The organism is Enterobacter cloacae complex sp. P38RS (assembly GCF_014930775.1).
Taxonomy (GTDB): domain Bacteria; phylum Pseudomonadota; class Gammaproteobacteria; order Enterobacterales; family Enterobacteriaceae; genus Enterobacter; species Enterobacter bugandensis.
Window position 1 is genome coordinate 191,772 of record NZ_JADBRS010000002.1, and the last position, 20,914, is coordinate 212,685.

Annotated in this window: 19 protein-coding genes and 1 riboswitch; of the genes, 9 read left to right on the plus strand and 10 right to left on the minus strand. The window is 54.4% G+C overall.

From position 1 onward, the window contains the following. Positions 1-58: 58 nt before the first annotated feature. Positions 59-538 (minus strand): GNAT family N-acetyltransferase, encoded by a 480-nt coding sequence (locus tag IM303_RS04425; RefSeq protein ID WP_045259769.1) that lies wholly within the window; start codon positions 536-538, stop codon positions 59-61. Next, complete coding sequence (locus tag IM303_RS04430) at positions 489-821, minus strand: RcnB family protein (protein WP_008500887.1); 333 nt, start codon at positions 819-821, stop codon at positions 489-491. Before IM303_RS04430 ends, IM303_RS04425 begins: the two co-directional genes overlap by 50 nt. A gap of 476 nt (positions 822-1,297) precedes the next feature. Between IM303_RS04430 and IM303_RS04435 the strand changes: the two genes are divergently transcribed. From IM303_RS04435 to IM303_RS04450, 4 genes are all read left to right on the plus strand, one after another. After that, positions 1,298-2,437: a polysaccharide export protein gene (locus IM303_RS04435; protein ID WP_192986600.1), complete on the plus strand. Its 1,140-nt coding sequence runs from the start codon at positions 1,298-1,300 to the stop codon at positions 2,435-2,437. Beyond that, entirely contained in the window at positions 2,437-2,886 is a 450-nt protein-coding gene (locus tag IM303_RS04440; RefSeq protein WP_028013831.1) for a protein-tyrosine-phosphatase, read from the plus strand. The genes IM303_RS04435 and IM303_RS04440 overlap by 1 nt, the downstream gene beginning before the upstream one ends. Next, positions 2,886-5,060, plus strand: a complete 2,175-nt coding sequence (locus IM303_RS04445; RefSeq protein ID WP_193359620.1) for a polysaccharide biosynthesis tyrosine autokinase — start codon at positions 2,886-2,888, stop codon at positions 5,058-5,060. The genes IM303_RS04440 and IM303_RS04445 overlap by 1 nt, the downstream gene beginning before the upstream one ends. A gap of 75 nt (positions 5,061-5,135) precedes the next feature. Beyond that, positions 5,136-5,651 carry a protein disulfide oxidoreductase gene (locus tag IM303_RS04450; RefSeq protein WP_045259750.1) on the plus strand — a complete coding sequence of 172 codons (516 nt, stop codon included), beginning with the start codon at positions 5,136-5,138 and terminating at the stop codon, positions 5,649-5,651. 37 nt (positions 5,652-5,688) lie between these two features. On the opposite strand, the gene IM303_RS04455 is transcribed toward IM303_RS04450, so the two are convergent. From IM303_RS04455 to IM303_RS04465, 3 genes are all read right to left on the minus strand, one after another. Beyond that, positions 5,689-7,155 carry an aspartate aminotransferase family protein gene (locus IM303_RS04455; protein WP_193359621.1) on the minus strand — a complete coding sequence of 489 codons (1,467 nt, stop codon included), beginning with the start codon at positions 7,153-7,155 and terminating at the stop codon, positions 5,689-5,691. Between the two features lie 18 nt (positions 7,156-7,173). Then, entirely contained in the window at positions 7,174-8,550 is a 1,377-nt protein-coding gene (locus IM303_RS04460) for a diaminobutyrate--2-oxoglutarate transaminase (RefSeq protein WP_014884533.1), read from the minus strand. 343 nt (positions 8,551-8,893) lie between these two features. Next, a complete protein-coding gene (locus IM303_RS04465) occupies positions 8,894-9,901 on the minus strand; it encodes a LacI family DNA-binding transcriptional regulator (protein WP_193359622.1) in 1,008 nt (335 codons plus the stop codon). Positions 9,902-10,137: 236 nt separating this feature from the next. Between IM303_RS04465 and IM303_RS04470 the strand changes: the two genes are divergently transcribed. Beyond that, a complete protein-coding gene (locus tag IM303_RS04470; protein ID WP_028013826.1) occupies positions 10,138-11,379 on the plus strand; it encodes an MFS transporter in 1,242 nt (413 codons plus the stop codon). Positions 11,380-11,396: 17 nt separating this feature from the next. Continuing rightward, the gene (locus IM303_RS04475) at positions 11,397-12,830 is read left to right on the plus strand and encodes a glycoside hydrolase family 32 protein (RefSeq protein WP_193359623.1); all 1,434 of its coding nucleotides are present in this window, start codon (positions 11,397-11,399) and stop codon (positions 12,828-12,830) included. A 49-nt stretch (positions 12,831-12,879) separates the two neighbouring features. Here IM303_RS04475 and IM303_RS04480 read toward each other — a convergent pair whose 3' ends face one another. Together IM303_RS04480 and IM303_RS22155 are read right to left on the minus strand one after the other, a co-directional pair. Further along, positions 12,880-13,350: a hypothetical protein gene (locus IM303_RS04480; protein ID WP_069733519.1), complete on the minus strand. Its 471-nt coding sequence runs from the start codon at positions 13,348-13,350 to the stop codon at positions 12,880-12,882. A gap of 173 nt (positions 13,351-13,523) precedes the next feature. Continuing rightward, a complete protein-coding gene (locus IM303_RS22155) occupies positions 13,524-14,579 on the minus strand; it encodes a YadA C-terminal domain-containing protein (RefSeq protein WP_227014121.1) in 1,056 nt (351 codons plus the stop codon). Positions 14,580-15,221: 642 nt separating this feature from the next. Next, positions 15,222-15,318: riboswitch (TPP riboswitch) on the plus strand. Positions 15,319-15,353: 35 nt separating this feature from the next. On the opposite strand from IM303_RS22155, the gene thiM reads away from it, so the two are divergent. From thiM to IM303_RS04500, 3 genes are read left to right on the plus strand one after another with little or no spacing between them, the layout of a single operon-like run. Further along, positions 15,354-16,124 carry a hydroxyethylthiazole kinase gene (thiM, locus tag IM303_RS04490; protein WP_028013823.1) on the plus strand — a complete coding sequence of 257 codons (771 nt, stop codon included), beginning with the start codon at positions 15,354-15,356 and terminating at the stop codon, positions 16,122-16,124. Further along, positions 16,121-16,921: a bifunctional hydroxymethylpyrimidine kinase/phosphomethylpyrimidine kinase gene (gene thiD, locus IM303_RS04495; protein ID WP_192986613.1), complete on the plus strand. Its 801-nt coding sequence runs from the start codon at positions 16,121-16,123 to the stop codon at positions 16,919-16,921. The genes thiM and thiD overlap by 4 nt, the downstream gene beginning before the upstream one ends. 42 nt (positions 16,922-16,963) lie before the next feature. Beyond that, positions 16,964-17,710 carry a GntR family transcriptional regulator gene (locus IM303_RS04500; protein WP_028013821.1) on the plus strand — a complete coding sequence of 249 codons (747 nt, stop codon included), beginning with the start codon at positions 16,964-16,966 and terminating at the stop codon, positions 17,708-17,710. On the opposite strand, the gene IM303_RS04505 is transcribed toward IM303_RS04500, so the two are convergent. The 3 genes from IM303_RS04505 to IM303_RS04515 are packed head-to-tail and all read right to left on the minus strand — an operon-like array spanning position 17,684 to position 20,912. Then, entirely contained in the window at positions 17,684-18,637 is a 954-nt protein-coding gene (locus IM303_RS04505) for a PfkB family carbohydrate kinase (RefSeq protein ID WP_193359624.1), read from the minus strand. The two genes, IM303_RS04500 and IM303_RS04505, sit on opposite strands and share 27 nt — an antisense overlap. Next, on the minus strand, positions 18,634-19,638 hold the full coding sequence (locus tag IM303_RS04510) for an ADP-ribosylglycohydrolase family protein (RefSeq protein WP_041909084.1): 1,005 nt from the start codon (positions 19,636-19,638) through the stop codon (positions 18,634-18,636). The genes IM303_RS04505 and IM303_RS04510 overlap by 4 nt, the downstream gene beginning before the upstream one ends. After that, positions 19,635-20,912, minus strand: a complete 1,278-nt coding sequence (locus IM303_RS04515; RefSeq protein WP_063437105.1) for a nucleoside permease — start codon at positions 20,910-20,912, stop codon at positions 19,635-19,637. Before IM303_RS04515 ends, IM303_RS04510 begins: the two co-directional genes overlap by 4 nt. Positions 20,913-20,914 lie beyond the last annotated feature (2 nt).

Consider the following 20,914-nt stretch of genomic DNA (forward strand, 5'->3'; position numbering starts at 1 on the left):
CTTACCCGGCCTACGAAATACGATTTTGTAGGTCAGGTAAGCGAAGCGCCACCTGACTTTACCCAAGCCGGTAATGCATAAGATAGTACTCTCCCTCAGGAGAATTCCCCGTCGCCTCAATGTGCCAGCCGTGGCGCTGGTAAAACGTAATAGCCCGCGCATTTTTCACCAGACACTTGAGTGAGCCCGTGCTGGTAAACGTCTTCTGTACGTGCTCAAGCAACACATGTCCGACGCCCAGGCTCTGATACTGCGGGTCGACAAACAGGTTGTGCAGAAAATTATCGTTCGTCCAGACTGAGGCGAAGCCAAGACGGTGCCCATCCTGCTCCGCCACCCAAATCTCTTCGTCCAGGGTTGCCGCGTCAAAATCTTCAAGCTGCCACGCAGAACTGTCCAGCCACGGCCAGGCTTCACGCCGGGCGTGGAGGTAGAGCGTACGCAGGAAAGGGCGGTCGCTCTCCTGCCACGGACGGATTACGATCGTATCAGCGATGATAGAAAATATCTCCATTGTAGGCTTTGTAGATTTTGCCATCTGCATCGCCAATCAGGACGTAGTTTTCGCCCATGTAGGTCCAGTGGGTACCGGCATCCGGTGCCGGAAGGTTACGCAGCTGGTACTGTTTAATGGTGTACTCCGGCGTTTGATACTGCGCCGGTGCCGTATCGCCGATTTTAAACTTCGTGAAATCGGCGATGAACTCTTGTTCTTCATAGGCCTTGATGCCCGATGGCGCAGCGGCGGTTTGCGGAGCAGAAAACGCGGAGCCCGCCAGAGACAGTAATACACCCAGAAGCAGCAATTTACGCTTAGCCATTTTTTCTCCAGTGATATTGTTTCAGAGACTTTCGTCTGAAGGGCACACAGCACAAGACAGACGGTCTATTTTAAGTATCAAAGCATGATGCGTTTGATAAAAAATGTAACAAAAGTGGAGGGGTTTGGGTAGTCGATAACGGTGATGCTCATCATTGCGGTGAATGTTGATTGTGCGGAATATTTGTTATTTTTATTATTTTATTAATCTATTCTGAAAATAAGTTTATACGTCAAAATAGCACCGTTAAGCGAATGCTTTTGCAAGGGATAACATTTAATATCGCGGCGCATAAAGTATTATTGCTCTCCGTTTTCTTGCGCAATTGTGCGCTGTTTTTTAACTTTTTAAACAACAGCGAACGTGTGTTTTACAGTATCGCGGGGAAATAATAAATAACTATATTTCAATGACTTGCTTGCTTTTTTTTTGCGAGTTAACTACCCAGCGCAACGATAAATCAACATTTTATATAAATGAAAAATACAACTGCTCTTTTACTGTCCTTTCTGACGCTCAGCCAGCTAACAGGATGTGTATTTTCACCAGGCCAGAACTTAAGTCTTTCCGGGAAAAAAGTCACTACCGATGAGGAAATTAACGATCCGCTGGACAAACGCGTGGAAGTTTTTCCTTTAACCCCTGGATTGATTGAAAAACTGCGCCCACCCGTTTCTAAATCTCAGGCAAATCCTACTCTGGATGAGCAGCTCAAAAACTGGGAATACCGCATTGGCTCAGGGGACATTTTGACGGTCACCGTCTGGGATCACCCTGAACTCACGACGCCCGCAGGGCAGTACCGTAGCGCGAGCGACGCGGGTAACTGGGTTAACGCCGATGGTACGCTTTTCTACCCCTACGTCGGCAAGCTGAAAGTAGCGGGCAAAACGGTTTCGCAGGTACGTGAGGAGATCACCGCGCGGCTGGATGAGGTCATTGAGAGCCCTCAGGTGGACGTCAGCGTTGCCTCCTTCCGTTCTCAAAAAGCCTATATCACCGGAGAGGTTGAGAAATCGGGCCAGCAGCCAATAACCAATATTCCATTAACGGTAATGGATGCGGTGAACGCCGCGGGCGGTCTCTCTGCGGATGCCGACTGGCGTAACGTCGTGCTCACGCATGATGGCCAGGACTCGCGCCTTTCACTCTATGCTCTGATGCAACATGGCGATTTAACCCAAAATAAGCTGCTTTATCCGGGCGATATCCTGTTTGTTCCCCGGAACGACGCGCTGAAAGTGTTTGTGATGGGCGAGGTTGTTAAACAGAGCACCCTTAAGATGGATCGTAGCGGCATGACGCTGGCCGAAGCCCTGGGGAATGCAGGCGGGCTGAACCAGAATATGGCCGATGCAACCGGGATTTTTGTTATTCGCCCGGTTTCACGAAAAGGCGAGAAAGATAAAATCGCCAACATCTATCAACTCAATGCGGAAGATGCCTCAGCCATGGTGCTGAGCACAGAATTCGAGCTGGAACCGTACGACATTGTCTATGTCACGACGGCACCGCTTTCACGCTGGAATCGTGTGATCGCCCAGCTGGTACCCACCATCAGTGGCGTACATGACCTGACCGAAACCGTCCGTTACATCAGGTCGTGGCCGCAATAATGTTCAATTCAATTCTCGTGGTATGCACCGGCAATATTTGCCGTTCACCGATTGGTGAGCGGCTGTTGCGCCAGCAGCTACCCGACGCGCAGGTGACCTCGGCAGGTATTTTCGGGCTTGAAGGACGCCCGGCGGATGCGACTGCAAAGGCAGTCGCCTTACGTCATGGCGTTTCGCTGGAAGGTCACGTGGCGCGTAAGGTCACACGTTTTCTGTTACAAAAATCCGATTTGATTCTGGTGATGGAGCCAGAGCATCTCCGTTTTATTGCCTCAGTGGCGCCGGAGAATCGGGGGAAGTCGCTGTTGTTTGGTCAGTGGCTGGAAACAAAGGACATTCCCGACCCGTATCGCAAAAGCCGGGAAGCCTTCGAATATGTTTTCGAGCAGTTAGGAAAAGCCAGTCAGGAATGGGCTCGTCGTTTGCGTCAACAAGGAATGAAGCAGTAATGTCGTCTCATAAATCAGACAAATTTGGTGCTGCGACACCGCATGATAATGAAATTGATCTCATTCAGCTGTTGGCTGAGATGTTTGATCATCGGGTAATGATAGCGTGCATCACGCTCCTGTTCACCGTATGCGCCGGGATCTATGCGTATAGCGTCACACCGATCTATCAGGCTGATGCCCTTGTGCAGATAGAAGCGAAGCAGGACAACTCGTTGCTCAAAAGCTTAAGCCAGTTTGGTACCGATCTTTCACCTGATGTTGCGCCCGAACTCTTGCTGCTCAAGTCGCGGATGATTCTGGGAGAGACCGTTGATAAGCTGGGGCTAACGTACAGCGTCAAACGGTGCGTTCTGCCCGTCATTGGGCCGCTGCTGGAACGAGGGCGTAAAGCCGGTGAACTGACAATTGGCGCGCTTACCCTTCCTCTTCTGGAAGACAAGCCACAGGAACTTTTACTGACCGTTCAGGAGCAGGGCCGGTATCACCTCGAAGGAAAAACGCTTGAGGCTGATGGCGTTGTTGGGAAAACGCTGGTTAAAGACGGAGTAACGCTGCTTGTCACCTCGCTCAGTGCGGCACCAGGCACCCGGTTTGCCCTCAAAACCGTCACAAAGCTTGAAGCAATTAACGCCCTTCAGCGCCGACTCATTGTTTCTGAGTCGGCGAAGCAGAGCGGAATTATTACCTTAACGCTGACGGGCGAGGACCCTGACAAGATCGCCGTGGTGCTCAATACCATTGCTGAAAATTATCTCAGCCAGAATATTGCGCGCCAGGAAGCTAAAGATACCCGCAGCCTGACGTTTTTACAGGACCAATTACCTAAAATCAGGCGCGAACTGGATGAAGCCGAAGCACGACTGAACGCCTACAGAGAGCAGCGCGATTCTGTCGATCTATCCCTTGAGGCGAAGACGGTTCTCGATCAGGTTGTTAATGTGGAAAATCAGCTTAACGAGCTGACGTTCCGCGAAGCAGAAGTTTCTCAGCTTTTCAAAAAGGATCACCCAACCTACCGCGCCTTACGGGAAAAAAAACAGACCCTGGAGCAGGAACGTATGCGCCTGAATAACCGCGTCTCATCCATGCCTTCTACGCAGCAGGAAATTTTGCGTTTAAGCCGTGACGTTGAGTCCGGGCGCACCATCTACCTGCAGCTGCTGACGCGTCAGCAGGAGCTGAATATCTCGCGCTCCAGTGCCATCGGAAACGTGCGGATCATTGACCCGGCAGTAACGCAGCCTGGACCCGTCAAACCGCACAAAGTGATTATCATTGTGTGCGGTATGCTGGTGGGATTGATGCTCTCTGCAGGAACGGTGTTGGTGCGCTCTGCGTTTAAACGGGGCATCACCTCTTCTGAACAGCTGGAAGCGCAGGGAATGCCTCTTCTGGCTACGCTCCCGCGTTCAGTGTGGCTATGGAAAAAAACGCATTTGCGCAGGAGGACGCTGTTTGCTTCCCACTGGAAGCACAGGACGTCAAACGTACCTTTCCTGCCCGTTGACCGACCGGCGGATATATTTGTCGAGGCGGTGCGCGGGTTACGCACCAGTCTGCATTTTACCATGATGAATGCCGTTAATCGGATAGTGGTGATTTCTGGTCCTTCGCAGGACTGCGGAAAGACTTTGGTGAGCACCACGCTGGCGTCGATTGCCGCTCAGGCAGGTCAACGGGTACTGTTTATTGATGCGGATATGCGCAAGGGATATGTTCACAATATTTTCAAACTGAACAACCAGCATGGGTTGTCCGGCGTGCTGGGGGGAAGCATAGAGTGGCAGGATGCGATTCAACGCTTCGATAAAGGTGGCTTTGATGTCTTGACCTGTGGATCTCAGCCTTCACATCCTGTCGAGCTGCTTATGAATGAGCGCTTCCAGACGGTAATGTCGCGAATAGACAAAGAGTACGACATCGTGATTGTCGACACGCCACCGGTGCTGGCCGTGACTGATGCGCTACTCGTCGCCAGAGCCGCGGCAACCACGTTGCTGGTTGCCCGTTTCGGTAAAACCAGCGTCAAAGAGATCGAAAACTGCCGGAAGCGTCTGCAGCAGATGGGCGTCCAGGTTGAAGGCGCGATTCTCAATGATATTGTGAAATCCGCTGCGTTCTATTACCACTCGGGTTATAGCCATTACAACTACGGCTATACCCCAGAATAAAGTGACGCGACACTTCTTTACAGCATGACGCCGAATAGCCCGCTAAGATGACCTCCGTTAAATCGAGAGGTCATAATGGATAACCGTAAATTGAGTCGCCTGCGCCGCTGGGCGCGGGAAGGGATCATACTCATTCTGCTTACGCTGGCGGTTATGTGGGGCGTGGATCAATACCGAAAGCCGTCATTACCCGCCAGCTTTAGCGCAACGCCTATGCAGAGCATCGACGGTAACATTCACGATATCGCGGCGCTCAGCAAGGAGCGCCCCCTGCTGATTTACGTCTGGGCAACCTGGTGCAGCATCTGTCGTTATACGACACCTGCGGTCGATAAGCTGGCAAAAGAGGGCGGTAACGTCGTAAGCATTGCCATGCGCTCCGGTGACGATGCAAAGCTCGCTCGCTGGGCTGAAAAGAAAAACCTGAGTATGCCGGTGATTAACGATGCAAACGGTGCCGTGTCGCAGCAGTGGCAGGTGAGCGTAACGCCGACGCTGGTGATTGTGTCAAAGGGGAAAGTAGTCAGTACCACAACGGGCTGGACGAGCTACTGGGGATTGAAAATCAGAATGTGGTGGGCAGGCGTATAAAGATAACCCCTCTTCCGACGGAAGAGGGGTTTTTGTATTACTTCGCGAGAACTTCCTGCGCGGTGCGCTCAACCAGCGACAGCAGGATTATGATATCCTCCAGCGTCACGGTTGGGTTCAGCAGAGTCAGCTTCAGGCAGGTGATGCCGTTATGCTCGGTCACACCGACGTTTGCACGGCCGGATTCCAGCAGCGCATCACCAATTTTCTGGTTCAGCAGGGCGATGCCCGCGTCGTCCATCTGCACCTGGCCACGGAAGCGGAACAGCACGCTTGCCAGCTGTGGCTGCATAACCAGTTCCAGAGCAGGCTGCTCTTTCACGTAGGCCGCAACCTGCTGCGCCAGCGTTACGCCGTGATCGATGATCGCCGCGTATTGCTCCTGACCCAGCGCTTCCAGGCTCATCCACAGCTTCAGCGCGTCGAAACGACGGGTGGTCTGCAGAGATTTGGACACCAGATTAGGCACGCCCGCTTCTTCGTCGAACTCAGAGTTCAGGTAGGCCGCCTGATAGCGCATCAGCTCATAGTGACGCGCTTCTTTCAGCAGGAACGCGCCGCAGCTGATGGTCTGGAAGAACTGCTTGTGGAAGTCCAGGGTGACGGAATCCACCAGCTCGATGCCGTCCAGGTAGTGACGATACTGATCGGACATCAGCAGCGCGCCGCCCCAGGCCGCGTCAACGTGTACCCAGATATTCTGCTTCGCCGCCAGTTCAGCAATGGCACGCAGCGGATCGATAGCACCGGCATCGGTAGTACCTGCCGTCGCGACGATGGCCAGAATCTGCTCCCCGTTCGCGTTGCACTGCTCGATTTTCGCCGCCAGATCGGTCAGATCCATGCGGGAGAACTCGTCGGTTTTCACCTGCACTACGGACTGATAGCCCAGGCCCATCAGCGCCATGTTTTTCTGCACGGAGAAGTGCGCGTTCTCGGAGCACAGCACGCGAATTTTGCGCAGATCGCCCACCAGACCGTCCTGCTGAACGGAGTGGCCCTGACGCGCGAAGAATGCGTCACGCGCCAGCATCAGACCCATCAGGTTGCTCTGGGTACCGCCGCTGGTGAACACACCCGCGTCGCCAGCCTGATAACCCACGCGGGTACGCAGCCACTCGATCAGTTTGATCTCAATAATGGTTGCGGACGGGCTTTGATCCCAGGAGTCCATACTCTGGTTAGTGGCGTTGATCAGCACTTCCGCCGCCTGGCTTACCACCAAGCTTGGGCAGTGCAGGTGCGCCACACACTGCGGGTGATGAACGGACAAGCTGTCTTTCAGGAAGAATTCCACGGCGCGTTCAATCGCCGCTTCGTTGCCCAGCCCTTTCGGGTTGAAATCCAGCTTAATACGGTCACGCAGCTCCGCGACCGTTTTTCCCTGGTACATCTCAGGCTGCTTCAGCCACTGCATCACAGCCTGAGTGCTTTGTTCAATCGCCTGCTGGTAAGCTTCAATGCTCTGCGCAGAGGAGAACAAAATTGGGTTTGAATCTGACATCGTAATCAACTACTCCGGTTACGCCGGGCGAACGCCCGCAGCAAGCAGTGCCTGCTCGAATTTATCCAGGAAGATTTTCAGCTCTTCGTCGCTGATCAGCAGGGAAGGCAGCAGGCGCAGAACGATACCGTTACGACCACCACGCTCCAGAATCAGACCGGCTTCAAAGCACTTCTTCTGAATCAGCGCAGACAGCTCGCCGTCGCCAGGGAAGCAGCCCATATGGTCAGCAGCTTCGTGTGGCTTAACGATCTCGATACCGATCATCATGCCCAGACCGCGCACGTGACCGATGACCGGATAACGTTTTGCCATCTCTTTCAGCTGGCCTTTCAGCCATTCGCCCTGTGCAGCCACTTTGCCCGCGATGTTCTGGTCTTTCAGGATCTTCAGCGTCGTCAGGCCGGTTGCCATTGCCAGCTGGTTGCCGCGGAAAGTACCGGTGTGGTGGCCTGGCGCCCATGCGTCGAACTGCTTTTTGATACCGAGCACGGCCAGCGGCAGACCGCCACCAACCGCTTTAGACATCACGATGATGTCTGGCTCGATGCCCGCGTGTTCGAAGGCGAAGAATTTACCGGTACGGGCAAAGCCAGCCTGAACTTCGTCGAGGATCAGCAGAATGCCGTGTTCCTGAGTCACTTTACGAATGCGCTGCAACCACTCAGCCGGAGCCGGGTTCACGCCGCCTTCGCCCTGAACGGCTTCCAGGATCACCGCGGCAGGCTTACGCACGCCGCTTTCAACGTCGTTGATCAGATTGTCGAAGTAGTAAGTCAGCGCTTTCACGCCCGCTTCACCACCGATACCCAGCGGGCAGCGGTACTCGTGCGGGTAAGGCATGAACTGCACTTCTGGCATCATACCGTCAACAGCTTCTTTCGGAGACAGGTTGCCGGTCACGGACAGTGCGCCGTGGGTCATGCCGTGGTAACCGCCAGAGAAGCTGATGATACCGCTACGGCCGGTCACTTTTTTCGCCAGCTTCAGCGCCGCTTCAACGGCGTCGGCACCGGATGGACCGGTGAACTGCAGGCAGTACTCTTTGCCCTGACCAGGCAGCAGAGAGAGCAGATATTCAGAAAACGCGTCTTTCAGAGGCGTAGTCAGATCCAGAGTGTGTAACGGCAAGCCGCTGGTAATGACATTTTGGATGCTTTTCAGCACATCAGGATGGTTATGGCCAAGCGCAAGGGTCCCTGCGCCTGCTAAACAGTCAAGGTATTCTTTATTATCTGCATCGGTGATCCACACGCCTTCTGCTTTAGTAATCGCTAAAGGCAGTTTGCGCGGATAACTCCTGACGTTAGATTCAAACTCGGCCTGACGGGCCAGATAGGTTTCGTTGCTTTTGTGGGCATCTACGGTGTCAATACGGACTTTATCCGTCATCATATCACTCCTACAACCGCCGCTTCGCTATGAGCCACGATTGAATAAAAAGTTAAAAAACAGATGGGGCCTGAAAAAAACGCCGCCAATATAGAGCCTTTTGTCACGGGGCTCAATGGTTAATTTGTTTACTGTTTTGTGACATGGAGCACAGGAGAGGCAATATCACCATTTTTAAAAAGAAAATTGCACTTTATTGGCAATAAAAACAATTGCTTATTCGGAGTTTGTTTGGGTTGTTAAATGACAGAAAAGAGTGTGACAAATCGTGCCATTGGCTGACAAAAGAAGGGGGTATGCTGCCTTCATACCCCCTTATTTTTTCATCAACGACAAAAAGCGGTAGTCACATGGCGCGCGCAATGGAATCACGCATTAAAAATGGACTTTCAACGCGCGTCGTTTCCCGGTGTTGTGCTCCGTTAATAATGTGCAGGGCGCTCAGGCGACCAATTTCGTAGTGGGGCAACTGAACCGTTGAAAGAGGCGGCAAAAACAGCTCGCCAATGCCCACCATATTGTCATAGCCGATAACCGCGACATCTTCAGGGATGCGAAGCCCTTGCGCCAGCAGCGTCTGGTACACCATAAACGCGATACGATCGTTACCGCAGATAACGGAATCAAACCGCGGGATGCCGTTCCGGATACGCGCCAGCAATGCGGTCGGAATATCACGATAATGCTCATCCCCGTGCGCCATATACTCATGCTCCAGGCTGTCCGGGTCGATTCCGGCTTCACGGCAGGCGCGTTCAAGCCCCTGACGGCGTCGGGTTGTGGCCAGATGGCCCACAGGTAAATGCAGACACAGGGGCTGCCGATAGCCTTCTGCGAGTAATGCCCTGACGGCGGCGTACTGCCCCTGTTCATCATCCGGAATATAGCTGGCGACCTTTTCACCGACACTCTCGCAGTTGGCCAGCACGCAGGGGAGGGTGAGCAGCTTGGCAGGAAGAGGAACCTGACGTAACCCCATCGTGGTGTAGATAATCCCGTCAGGCCGGTGGGAGAGCAGAAGATCGACAATGGCATCCGGATTGTCGTCAGCAAACATATTCATGACGAAGCTATTCCAGCCGTGCATCCTGGCCGTCTCTTCAATGGACAGCGTAATCTCCACCGAAAAAGGTGTCGTGACCGTATCGAGCGCCAGCACGCCTATGGTTTTAGGCGAAGCATTCGCGCCGCGTATTTTCTTGGCGGACAGATCGGGAACGTAGCTGGTTTGCTTGATAGCCCACTGTACGCGCGCCAGCGTTTCCGGTTTAAGCCGCTCCGGGCTGTTAAGCGCGCGGGAAACCGTCATCAGCGATACGTTAGCCAGCTTTGCGACGTCCTTTAGGGAAGCCATTTTCTTACTCCGTTAATGCTCTGTGAGAGGGTATACAACTAAGTCGCTGATGTAAAAGGAAGGCTGATGACCAGGTTAAGTCATGCTTACCTCAGTTATGAATTTATGATCGCGATCTCACTTCCTTAATGTTAACGTTAACTTTCGTGATTAACATCTTAAATCTTCATCAGGCAGCATGAGAAGCATGAATGTTAACGTTACCATTGGGGTCATTACTCCAACACGAGAATGCCATGATGAAAACGCATCACTCTCACAGCTATCCCTTACTGAGCGCATTACTGTTTTTCTTTTTTGTCACCTGGTCATCTTCCGGTTCGTTGCTCTCTATCTGGCTCCACCAGGAAGTGGGGTTAAAAGCGGGGGATACGGGCGTTATCTATGCCGTGCTTTCCGTCTCCGCGCTGTTTGCTCAAATCTGCTATGGATTTATTCAGGACAAACTCGGCCTGCGCAAAAACCTGCTCTGGTTTCTGACCAGTCTGCTTATTCTTTCCGGTCCGGCCTTTTTGCTGTTTGGCTATCTGCTGCAAATTAACGTGTTGCTGGGCAGTATTTTCGGCGGGATTTTTATTGGCCTGACGTTTAACGGTGGGATTGGGGTGCTGGAATCCTATACCGAACGCGTGGCCCGTCAGAGCCAGTTTGAGTTTGGCAAGGCGAGAATGTGGGGATCGCTTGGCTGGGCGGCGGCAACCTTTTTTGCGGGGCTCCTGTTTAACATCAATCCGAAGCTGAATTTCGCTGTCGCGAGCGGCGCCGGTCTGGTGTTTTTTGTTTTGCTCGCGCGCCTGCGGGTCTCTTCCGCACCGCACGCCATGCAGGAAGCGGTGTCCGGTGGCAAGGTGACGCTGGAAGACGCATTGCGCCTGCTGACGCTGCCGCGTTTCTGGGCGCTGGTGTTTTTCGTTATCGGCACCTGCATTTACGGCGTTTACGATCAGCAGTTCCCGGTCTATTTCTCATCACAGTTCCCGACGTTGCAGGAAGGGAACGCCATGTACGGCTATCTCAACTCCTTCCAGGTTTTCCTTGAGGCGGCGGGCATGTTTTGCGCCCCGTGGCTGGTGAACCGCCTCGGCGCGAAAAACGGGCTGATATTCGCGGGAATGGTGATGGCAATGCGTATGGTGGCATCTGGTCTGGTTGAGGGGCCGGTTCTCATCTCCATTACCAAGCTGCTGCACGCGGTAGAACTGCCCGTATTGCTGGTCTCGGTATTTAAATACAACAGCTTACATTTTGATAAGCGGCTCTCTTCCACGCTCTATCTGGTGGGCTTTGCCTGTACAAGCTCGGTGATTGCGTCTGTGCTGTCGCCGCTGGCGGGTTACAGCTATGAGAAATACGGCTTTGCCCAATCCTATCTCATTATGGGGCTGTTAGTGTTCAGCACCACGCTTATCTCCATCTTCCTGTTGCGCTCGGGTAAGTCTTCTTCTGACCCGCTCATGCCGCAACCCTCCACTATCTGACTGAAAAGAGTAAACAAATGATGTATTCCATTGCCAAAGCTGAACAATCATTACAGGCCAAACGCGGCGATCTTAACCTGCGCTGGTATCCGCGTTACCACCTCGCCGCGCGTGCCGGCTGGATGAACGACCCGAATGGTCTGGTGTGGTTTGACGGCTGGTATCACGCGTTTTACCAGCATCATCCGTACTCGACCCAGTGGGGGCCGATGCACTGGGGTCATGCGCGCAGCAAGGATTTAGTTCGCTGGGAACACCTCCCGGTGGCGCTGGCACCGGAAGGGCCAGAGGATAAGGACGGCTGTTTTTCCGGCTCGGCGGTGGTGGATGGCGATACGCTGGCGCTGATTTATACCGGCCACAAATTCCACGGCGATCCGGATGACGAGGCTAACCTTTACCAGGTGCAGTGCCTGGCAACCAGCCGTGATGGCGTCCATTTTACGCGGCAAGGAACGATCGTTGACACGCCGCCTGGGCTGCATCACTTTCGCGATCCAAAAGTGTGGCGTGAAGGGGAGCGCTGGTACATGGTTGTCGGCGCGCGGGATGGCGAGACGGGCCAGGTGTGCGTTTACCGTTCTGACGACCTGCGCGAATGGCAGGATATGGGCGTGCTTGCGGTGGCCGAAAAAGATATGGGTTATATGTGGGAATGCCCGGACTTTTTCACTCTCAACGGCAAACGCGTGCTGATGTTTTCACCTCAGGGGCTGGCTGCGGAGGGATTCAAAAATCGCAATCTTTTCCAGAGCGGTTATCTGCTGGGGGAGTGGCAGCCCGGCCAACCTTTCGCGCGTGAAGGTGAGTTTGTGGAGATGGATAGCGGGCATGATTTCTATGCGCCGCAAAGCTTCCTGACGCCTGACGGCCGCCGCATCGTTATCGGCTGGCTGGACATGTGGGAATCTCCCTTTCCGGAACAGCAGGACGGGTGGGCTGGCATGCTCTCTTTACCGCGCGAGCTGATGCTAAGCGCGGATAACCGCCTGCAGATGCGGCCAGCCAGAGAAGTGGAAAGCTTGCGGGGAGCGTGGTTCCCCTGGCCGGTGAGCACGCTCAATAATCAGCAGATCGTTCAGGTGGAAAGCTGCGATGCGATGGAGGTCATTCTGCAGTGGGACTGTGCTAACAGCAGCGCGGAGCAGTACGGCATTCGTCTTGGCGACGGATTCCGTCTCTACGTTGATGCGCAGATGCAGCGCCTGGTGATGGAGCGTTATTATCCGCAGTATGGCCTGTGCGGTACCCGAAGCGTCGCGCTGAATCTGAACGACACGCTAAGCCTGCGCCTGTTCGTTGACAGCTCGTCAGTGGAAGTGTTTATCAATGAAGGGGAGGCGTGCCTGAGCAGCCGCATTTATCCTGATGAAGGGGCGCGCGAACTGGCATTGTTTGCCTGGACGGGAACCGCATCGCTTATTGAGGCCGGGGCGTGGCAGCTAGAGTAATACGTTAAGGCCTGAAAATTAAAAAGGCGACAGGTGTCGCCTCTGTTTTCTATTTAATCTTTGTTGCGTAGCCTTCAAACTTTCCTTCTTTACTCACCGCTAATTTGCCTTTAGCAGGATAGTAAATGAAGGTGTATAGCCCTTGTGAATAAACTTTTGCCTGAGGCTCATTTTCATCCAGCGCGCCCAATACGCCATCGACATCCAGGATCTCGCCTTTAATTGTGATCTTCATTCCTTCCCATTTAAAGGCGTGTACCGCTTTGGCCGCCTGAGCATGTTGTTTCGCGTCTTTTTTATCCCAGATACCCGTACCCGCTGCGGCATCACGCGCGTTCGCCCATGCTGCATTTTGTGCGGCTTCATTATAAGCATTCTGGCGATTTTGCTCAGCCAGGTAGCAGGTATCTTTGCTAATGCCCTGGCGTTCACATTCGGCCATGCGCTGAGCAGGTGAAGTACACGCAGAAAGCAGGATGGCAGCGCCAGCTATTAATACCGCTAAGAGTGACTTTATCATTACGATGATACCTTTGGTGAAATATATTCTATAGAAGAAGGTTTAATAGCCGCAAATATAATAAGCCTGATACATAATACCTAACCATGCGCCAACGATAATAAGCATCAGGTACACTATTACAGAGATAACAATGTATTTTGTCATACTGGTTATTTATTAAAAGCCAATCCCTACGCCGACTGAAGCCCCATATTATTTGCTGTGTCATCAGAGAAGCTCACTTTACCAACCATATGTTCGTTAAAGTTAACAGACGCCCCAACCGCTAACGCGCTTTCACCGTTGTAAGTCGCACCGCCAGCCGAGAACATCACGCGCTGATTTGTTTGCACCTGAGGTAAACCGGCCATCGCCATCGCGCCGCTGATACCCGCGTTTGCTTCTTTCTTGTTATTATCGACTTCCTCACGCAGCGATTTAAATTGCTGGTTAGTGTTGTTATTCAGAGCCTGTAATGTCTGTTTGGTCGCCTGCAGCTCCTGAGCCTCGGCCGTAACCGCCTGACTATTAGTAGCGACTTTAGCCTGTGTTGCCGTGTCTACCTGCGTGCGTGTCACAGTGGTCATCACGCCATTTTTTCCATCTTTGCCGTCTTTACCATTCGCTCCGTCACGTCCGTTAATTCCGGCAACGCCCTGTGCGCCGGTATCGCCTTTCTCATCCTTAGCGCCGTCTTTTCCATCAACGCCGTTAGTTGGTTTTGGTGCATTCTCAAGAGCTAACAGGCGGCCATCTTGTATACCGTTAGTAGCTTCAACAGTTGCAAGGCGGCTATCCTGGACAGCGTTAACAGTTTCAATATTAGTAATTGCAGTTCCGTTAGTCAGCACGCCCTGTAACGCCGCATCACCTTTTTTATTAGCGGTGTCAGCAAGAGCGCCTGCTAATTTAGCTTCATGATCGACACCAGAGACAGAAGTCTGAAGAGAGGAAATATTATTGGCGTTAGTGCTGATATTACCATTACTTGCGTCAATCTCGTTTTGCATCCGCTCACGTTCGCCTTGTAAGTTATAGATCTGCCCGTCTTGTTTTACATTCTCAGCTTTCATATTATCCAGATTATAAGCGGTTTTGTCAGTGCCCTGAACCTGAATAAAAGTACCTGAATTGAATACGTTATCGTTAAGGTTTATGTTTACATCAGCTGCTTGAGTTACGTTCATAGAGCCAGTGAAAATAACACCAAATACAAAAGCAGTAACGGCATTTTTAACAACTTTCATTTGTAAAACACTCATCATTTAAAAAGTAAAAATGGGCAAGGCTGGCTATCCTGGCGTGTTGATGTAACGTCTGGTTACGCCCGATTAAAATAACGGAGTTACGTTAAATTTTGAATAAATAACTTAATTCGTAACGTGCAGTAACTATCAATTAATGCGATCTTTTGGATATTGATCTAAATCATAAATGGCATGAATATCCAAAGTGAATTTTTAAGAGGTGAAGGGAAATATCTCAATGTTTACATTAACTTATAAGATGAGGGGCCAAACGCGAGTTTCGCGGTAACCCCTTGATTGAGAGGCTAAATGTTTAGCGGGGTTAAACGGTTTGTGGATTACTTTATATTTCATTCGAAATAAGTTTTAATGATTAATGAAACGTAAAAGAGACTGACTGAAAGCGGAAAAAATTATGTTGTTCGAGCTATTTTTTACACGCTGAAAAAGTGGATGTTTTTTGGACGTAATGGAAATGTAATAACGAATGGCGTTGATTTAAAGAAGTGGCATAATAGTTCTGTAATTATCGCTGCTAGCCTTTTCTTTCGCACCAACCCTGCGTGAAGAAGCGATCCCCACAAGGGCGCTTGCGTCAGCCAGCAACTTCCCCTAATCTGGAAAAAAGTAAGTCAATTCTTACCAAATGACTCGGGGTGCCCTTCTTTGTGAAGGCTGAGAAATACCCGTATTACCTGATCTGGATAATGCCAGCGTAGGGAAGTCAGATGCCTTCCCGGTCATCGCTTCTTCACGCAAGGCAGGAGCGAACCCATGCAGCCTGACCTGCTCGATTTACACGTTTTACACCACTTCCGCACCCGTTCTCCGCTGACCCACTGCATGACCAATGACGTCGTACAGACCTTTACGGCCAACGTTTTGCTGGCCCTTGGCGCATCCCCGGCGATGGTGATTGAGGCCGAAGAGGCCGAACAGTTTGCCGCGATAGCCGATGCGCTGTTAATCAACGTCGGCACGCTGACCGCACCGCGCGCCCAGTCGATGCGTCGGGCGATTGAAAGCGCGGTGGCGGCAGGCAAACCCTGGACGCTGGACCCGGTTGCGGTGGGTGCCCTGACGTTCCGCACCCGTTTTTGCCATCAAATTTTGGCCCTGAACCCGACCACCATTCGCGGCAACGCCTCCGAAATCCTGGCTCTGGCCGGAATGAGCGCGGGTGGGCGCGGCGTTGATACCACCGACACCGCCGCCAGCGCGTTGCCTGCCGCTCAGGCGTTGGCCCGCCAGACCCATGCCATTGTGGTGGTCACCGGCGAGGTGGACTACATCACTGACGGAGAACGGACCCGAACGGTAACGGGCGGAGACCCGTTAATGACGCGCGTAGTGGGAACCGGGTGCGCGCTTTCTGCCGTTGTGGCGGCGAGCTGCTCGCTGCCGGGGGACCGGCTGGATAATGTTGCCGCCGCCTGCGGATGGATGAAGCGCGCCGGAACGGCAGCCGTTGCGCGCTCGCGCGGGCCAGGCAGTTTTACCAGCGCGTTCCTCGACGCGCTCTACACGCTGGAGGAGCAGGCATGAAGCGGATTAACGCCCTGACCATTGCCGGTACCGACCCCAGCGGCGGCGCGGGCATCCAGGCCGATTTGAAAACCTTCTCGGCCCTTGGCGCGTATGGCTGCTCGGTGATTACCGCGCTGGTAGCGCAAAACACGCGCGGCGTGCAGTCGGTCTACCGTATCGAGCCGGATTTTGTTGCCGCGCAGCTGGATTCGGTGTTCAGCGACGTGCGGATTGATACCACCAAGATCGGCATGCTGGCCGAGACGGATATTGTGGAGGCGGTGGCCGAGCGGCTTAAACGCTATCAGGTGCAAAACGTGGTGCTGGATACCGTCATGCTGGCAAAAAGCGGCGATCCGCTGCTCTCCGCCTCCGCCGTTGAGACGCTGCGCAATAAGCTGCTGCCGCAGGTGGCGATCATCACGCCCAATCTGCCGGAAGCCGCCGCGCTGTTAGGCACGTCGCACGCGCAAACTGAACGCGAAATGAAAGAGCAGGGGTATGCGCTGCTGGCGATGGGCTGCGGGGCGGTGCTGATGAAAGGCGGTCATCTGGATGACGCTGAAAGCCCGGACTGGCTCTTTACCCGCGACGGCGAGCAACGTTTTACGGCTCCGCGCGTACAGACCAAAAACACCCACGGCACGGGGTGCACTCTCTCCGCCGCGCTGGCGGCGCTGCGCCCGCGGCATGACGGCTGGGCTGATACGGTGCGAGAAGCGAAAATCTGGCTGTCGGCGGCGCTGGCAAAAGCGGATACTCTGGAAGTCGGTCACGGTATTGGGCCGGTTCATCATTTTCATGCGTGGTGGTAACCCAGTATACTGGCAGGAAACACCACGCCTGAGAAAACAGAGATGGAACAAGCGCATACCCGGTTAATCGCTCAACTGACTGAACGGATCGCCGCGCCTGACAACACGCCGCTGTACCTGAAATTTGCCGAAACGGTAAAAAACGCGGTGCGCAGCGGCGTGCTGGAGCACGGGAACATTTTGCCCGGCGAGCGCGATCTGAGCCAGTTAACCGGCGTGTCGCGGATCACCGTGCGCAAAGCGATGCAGGCGCTGGAAGCCGAGGGCGTTGTCACGCGTGCCCGGGGTTACGGCACGCAAATTAACAACATCTTTGAATACTCGCTCAAGGAAGCGCGCGGGTTCTCTCAGCAGGTGGTGCTACGCGGTAAAACGCCTAATACGCTGTGGGTCAATAAACGCGTGGTGAAATGCCCGGAAGAGGTGGCGGGTCACCTGTCGCTGGAGCCGAACAGCGACGTCTTTTTGCTGAAGCGTATTCGCTATGTGGATGACGATGCGGTGTCGATTGAAGAGTCCTGGGTGCCGGTCGGGCTCATTCCCGAACCGGATGCGATAGGGATTTCGCTGTACGACTACTTCCGCAGTCAGAATATCTTCCCGCAGCGCACCCGTTCACGGGTCAGCGCCCGCATGCCGGACAGCGAGTTTCAGGCGCACATTAAGATGGACGAAAAAATACCGGTGCTGGTGATCAAGCAGGTTGCGCTTGACCAGCAGCACCGGCCGATTGAGTACAGCATCAGCTACTGTCGCAGCGACCTATACGTCTTTGTGTGCGAGGAGTAATTCCTCACGAGTGGGCGCGCAGTCGCCGCCGCGATGGCTCACCACCCAGGACGCCACGGCATTCCCCAGCAGAACGGCGTCTGCCAGCGACCATCCCGCCGCCAGCCCGGCAAGCGTGCCGCCCGCGTGGCTGTCGCCAGCGCCAATGGTGTCCACTACCGTGGCGGGAAACGCCGGAACAACGCCCGATGCGTCGCCGTCATACCAGGCAGCACCGTCTTTATCATGCCGCACAATCAGCGCGGCGCCGAAGCGCTGCTGCCACTCCTCGCCCAGGTTTTCAGCCTCAACGCCCAGCCTTTCAGCAGCGAGCTCCGCTTCCTGACGATTAAGCGACACGATCGGCCTGCAGGCCATAATCCGCGCCATCAGCGCGTCGGGGATATCCGCGATGCGTGGTCCGAAATCGATAAGCGCCGTCACGTCCTCCAGCCCTTCAAGCCAGCCCGTCAACAGCTCGCCGCACGGCGAGGCCAACTGGTACCCGGAGAGATAAACCAGGCTATTTTGCGGGACGTTTAGCTCGTCAAGCCAGCGCTGCTGCCACTGGTTCTCGACGCCGCTAAAGGACATAAAGGTGCGCTCGCCGTCAGGCTCCACCAGGGCCAGACACCAGCCGTTGTCGCCGGTTTCAGCCTCCACGGCGCTGTGCAGATCCTGCTTCGCCATTGCGTTACGGATAATATCCGCCCACACGCCGTGGCCGACGGGAAGGGCGTTTTGCGCCGCAATGCCGAGCCGTTTCAGGGCGATGGTGATATTCAGCGCGCAGCCGCCGATATTCACCCCCTGCTGTTTAAGCTCGATATCACACCCGCGCCAGGGCAGGGCGTAGGCGTCGGCGATGACGTCAATCACCGCCGCGCCCAGCACCGTCACCGGGCGCGTGGCGTGCAGGGTGTCGAGACGTTGGGCAAAAGAATTCATACGCCCTCCCTTTGCTCCCTGAAGTGCAGCAGTTTTTCACAGTAGTGACCGAAATCGAGCTGATTAACGGCGTCGAGTTCGGCTTTGAGCGCCGGGTCAATGGCCTGCACGCCGTGGAGCGCGCCGCAGATGGCCGTCGCCATCGCGCCAATGGTGTCGGTATCGCCACCCAGATTGGCGCATAAAATGGCGCAGCGGTTCGGGTCGGTTCCCGCCAGCTCCACCATTGCGATGGCTGCCGGAACGGACTCAATGGTGCTGGTACCCGCGCCAGTGAGCTGATAAATCTGCTCGCTGGCGGAGTCGATGCCGTTGGCGTCCCGCACGGTCTTAAGCGCCAGCTCAATGCGTGCCGCGAGCGACGCGCTGAAGGTGGTGGTTTTCGCCTCCTGCGCATAGCGGGCGATCCCCGGCAGGGCATCGACGATGTTCTGCCAGCGTTCCCCGTCGATGGCGCGGGAAACCGCCCAGGCAATCACCACCGCGCCGGCAATGGCGAGATCCGATTTGTGCGTCGGGCTGGAGGCCTGCGCAACCTGGTCCACAAAGTGCTCCAGCCGCGTCGCCGGGAGCAGGCAGCCCAGCGGGGAGGCGCGCATTGCCGCCCCGTTGGTCACGCCGTTGTTATCCAGCTCGCTGACCGGCTTCCCGTCACGAATCGCGTTAAGCGCGATTTTCGAGGTCGGGCCGAGCACGTTCTTGTTGAACGCGTCGAAGTCGAGCGCCCAGTTCAGGATATGCTTGCCGATAACGTCCGCGTTAATCTCCCCGTCGCACTCGATAATCGCATCGGCCAGGCACAGCGCCATCGAGGTGTCATCGGTGAACTCTGCCTGTTTGAAATAGCAGGCCGCGTTATTCTCTGCCGGGCCGGGTAAAAAGCGGTCGATCCAGCCGAAGTGCGCCTTGACGCGCTTTCTCGGCCACAGCTCCGACGGCATGCCCATCGCATCCCCTAACGCTTGGCCGTAAAGGGCCCCGAGAATACGGTCTTGTTTCATTTAACTTCCCCTTGTGTCAGCGCGGTATCGCCATCAACCACCTCAATTGCGGTGATCTCTTTATCCGATTCGCGGAAAAACAGCATAAACAGCACGGCAATCACGGCAATCATGACTGCACCAAATGTCCACATTCCGGCCCAGTTGAAGGTCAGCCCATTCACCGGCTCTTTGTAAGCGAACATTTTTTCCATCATCACGCCGCCCAGGCGGTAACCCAGCAGGCTACCAAACCCCTGACAGCACAGCGTAATCAGGCCTTGCGCGGCGGTGCGCATGTGCACCGGCGCTTTTTTATCCACGTAGATGTACGCGGTCACGTAGTAGAAGTCATAGCTCACGCCGTGCAGCAGGATGCCGAGGAACAGCAGGGCGTAGGTGAAGTACTGTTCAGCGCCACCGTAAACAAAGAAGCCGTAGCGGATGGCGGCGGTAATCAGGCCCAGCAGTAAGACCTTCTTAATACCAAAGCGTTTGGTAAAGAACGGCAGGGCGAGCATAAAGAAGATTTCAGAGAACTGGCCGAGCGTCATCCAGCCGGTGGCGTTTTTCATCCCCACTTCGGTGAGATAGCCGTTGGCGAAGATGTAGTAGAAGGCCAGCGGCATGGCGAACAGGAACGAGCAGAAGAAGAATACCAGGAAGTTTTTGTCGCGCAGCAGGACCAGCGCATCCAGCCCCAGCATGACTTTGAAATCCAGCTTGCCGGTACTTTTCGGCGGCGTGTTCGGCAGGAACAGGGCAAAGACGCCGAGCAGGGCGGAGCTGGCTGCGGTCATCAGCAGCGGAATATTGGTATCGGAAATATCGCTGTAGCCGAGCATCTGTGGCAGGAACCCGCACGCCAGCCCCGAGGCGATCCAGCCGATGGTGCCCATCACGCGGATACGCGGGAAATCAGCCTCAACGTCGTCCACGTTCGCGAAGGCAATGCTATTGGTCAGCGCGATGGTCGGCATATAGGTCAGGGAATAGACCAGCAGCAGCGGGAAGAAGGTGTTGAACTGGGTTTGCTGCGCGGCGAAGTACATCAGGATCGCGCCGGCGAACATCAGCACCGACAGCACTTTCTGCGCGGCGAAGAAGCGGTCCGTCAGCGAGCCGACCAGGATAGGAGAGAGGATCGCGGCAATCGCGGTACAGGCGTAAGACCAGCCAATTTCCCCGGCGGTAAACCCGCTTTTGCTCAGCCACAGCCACAATGGCACAAACCACGCGCCCCAGATAAACCATTCAACAAACATCATGAATGACAGTTGGACTTTCGTTTTCATTT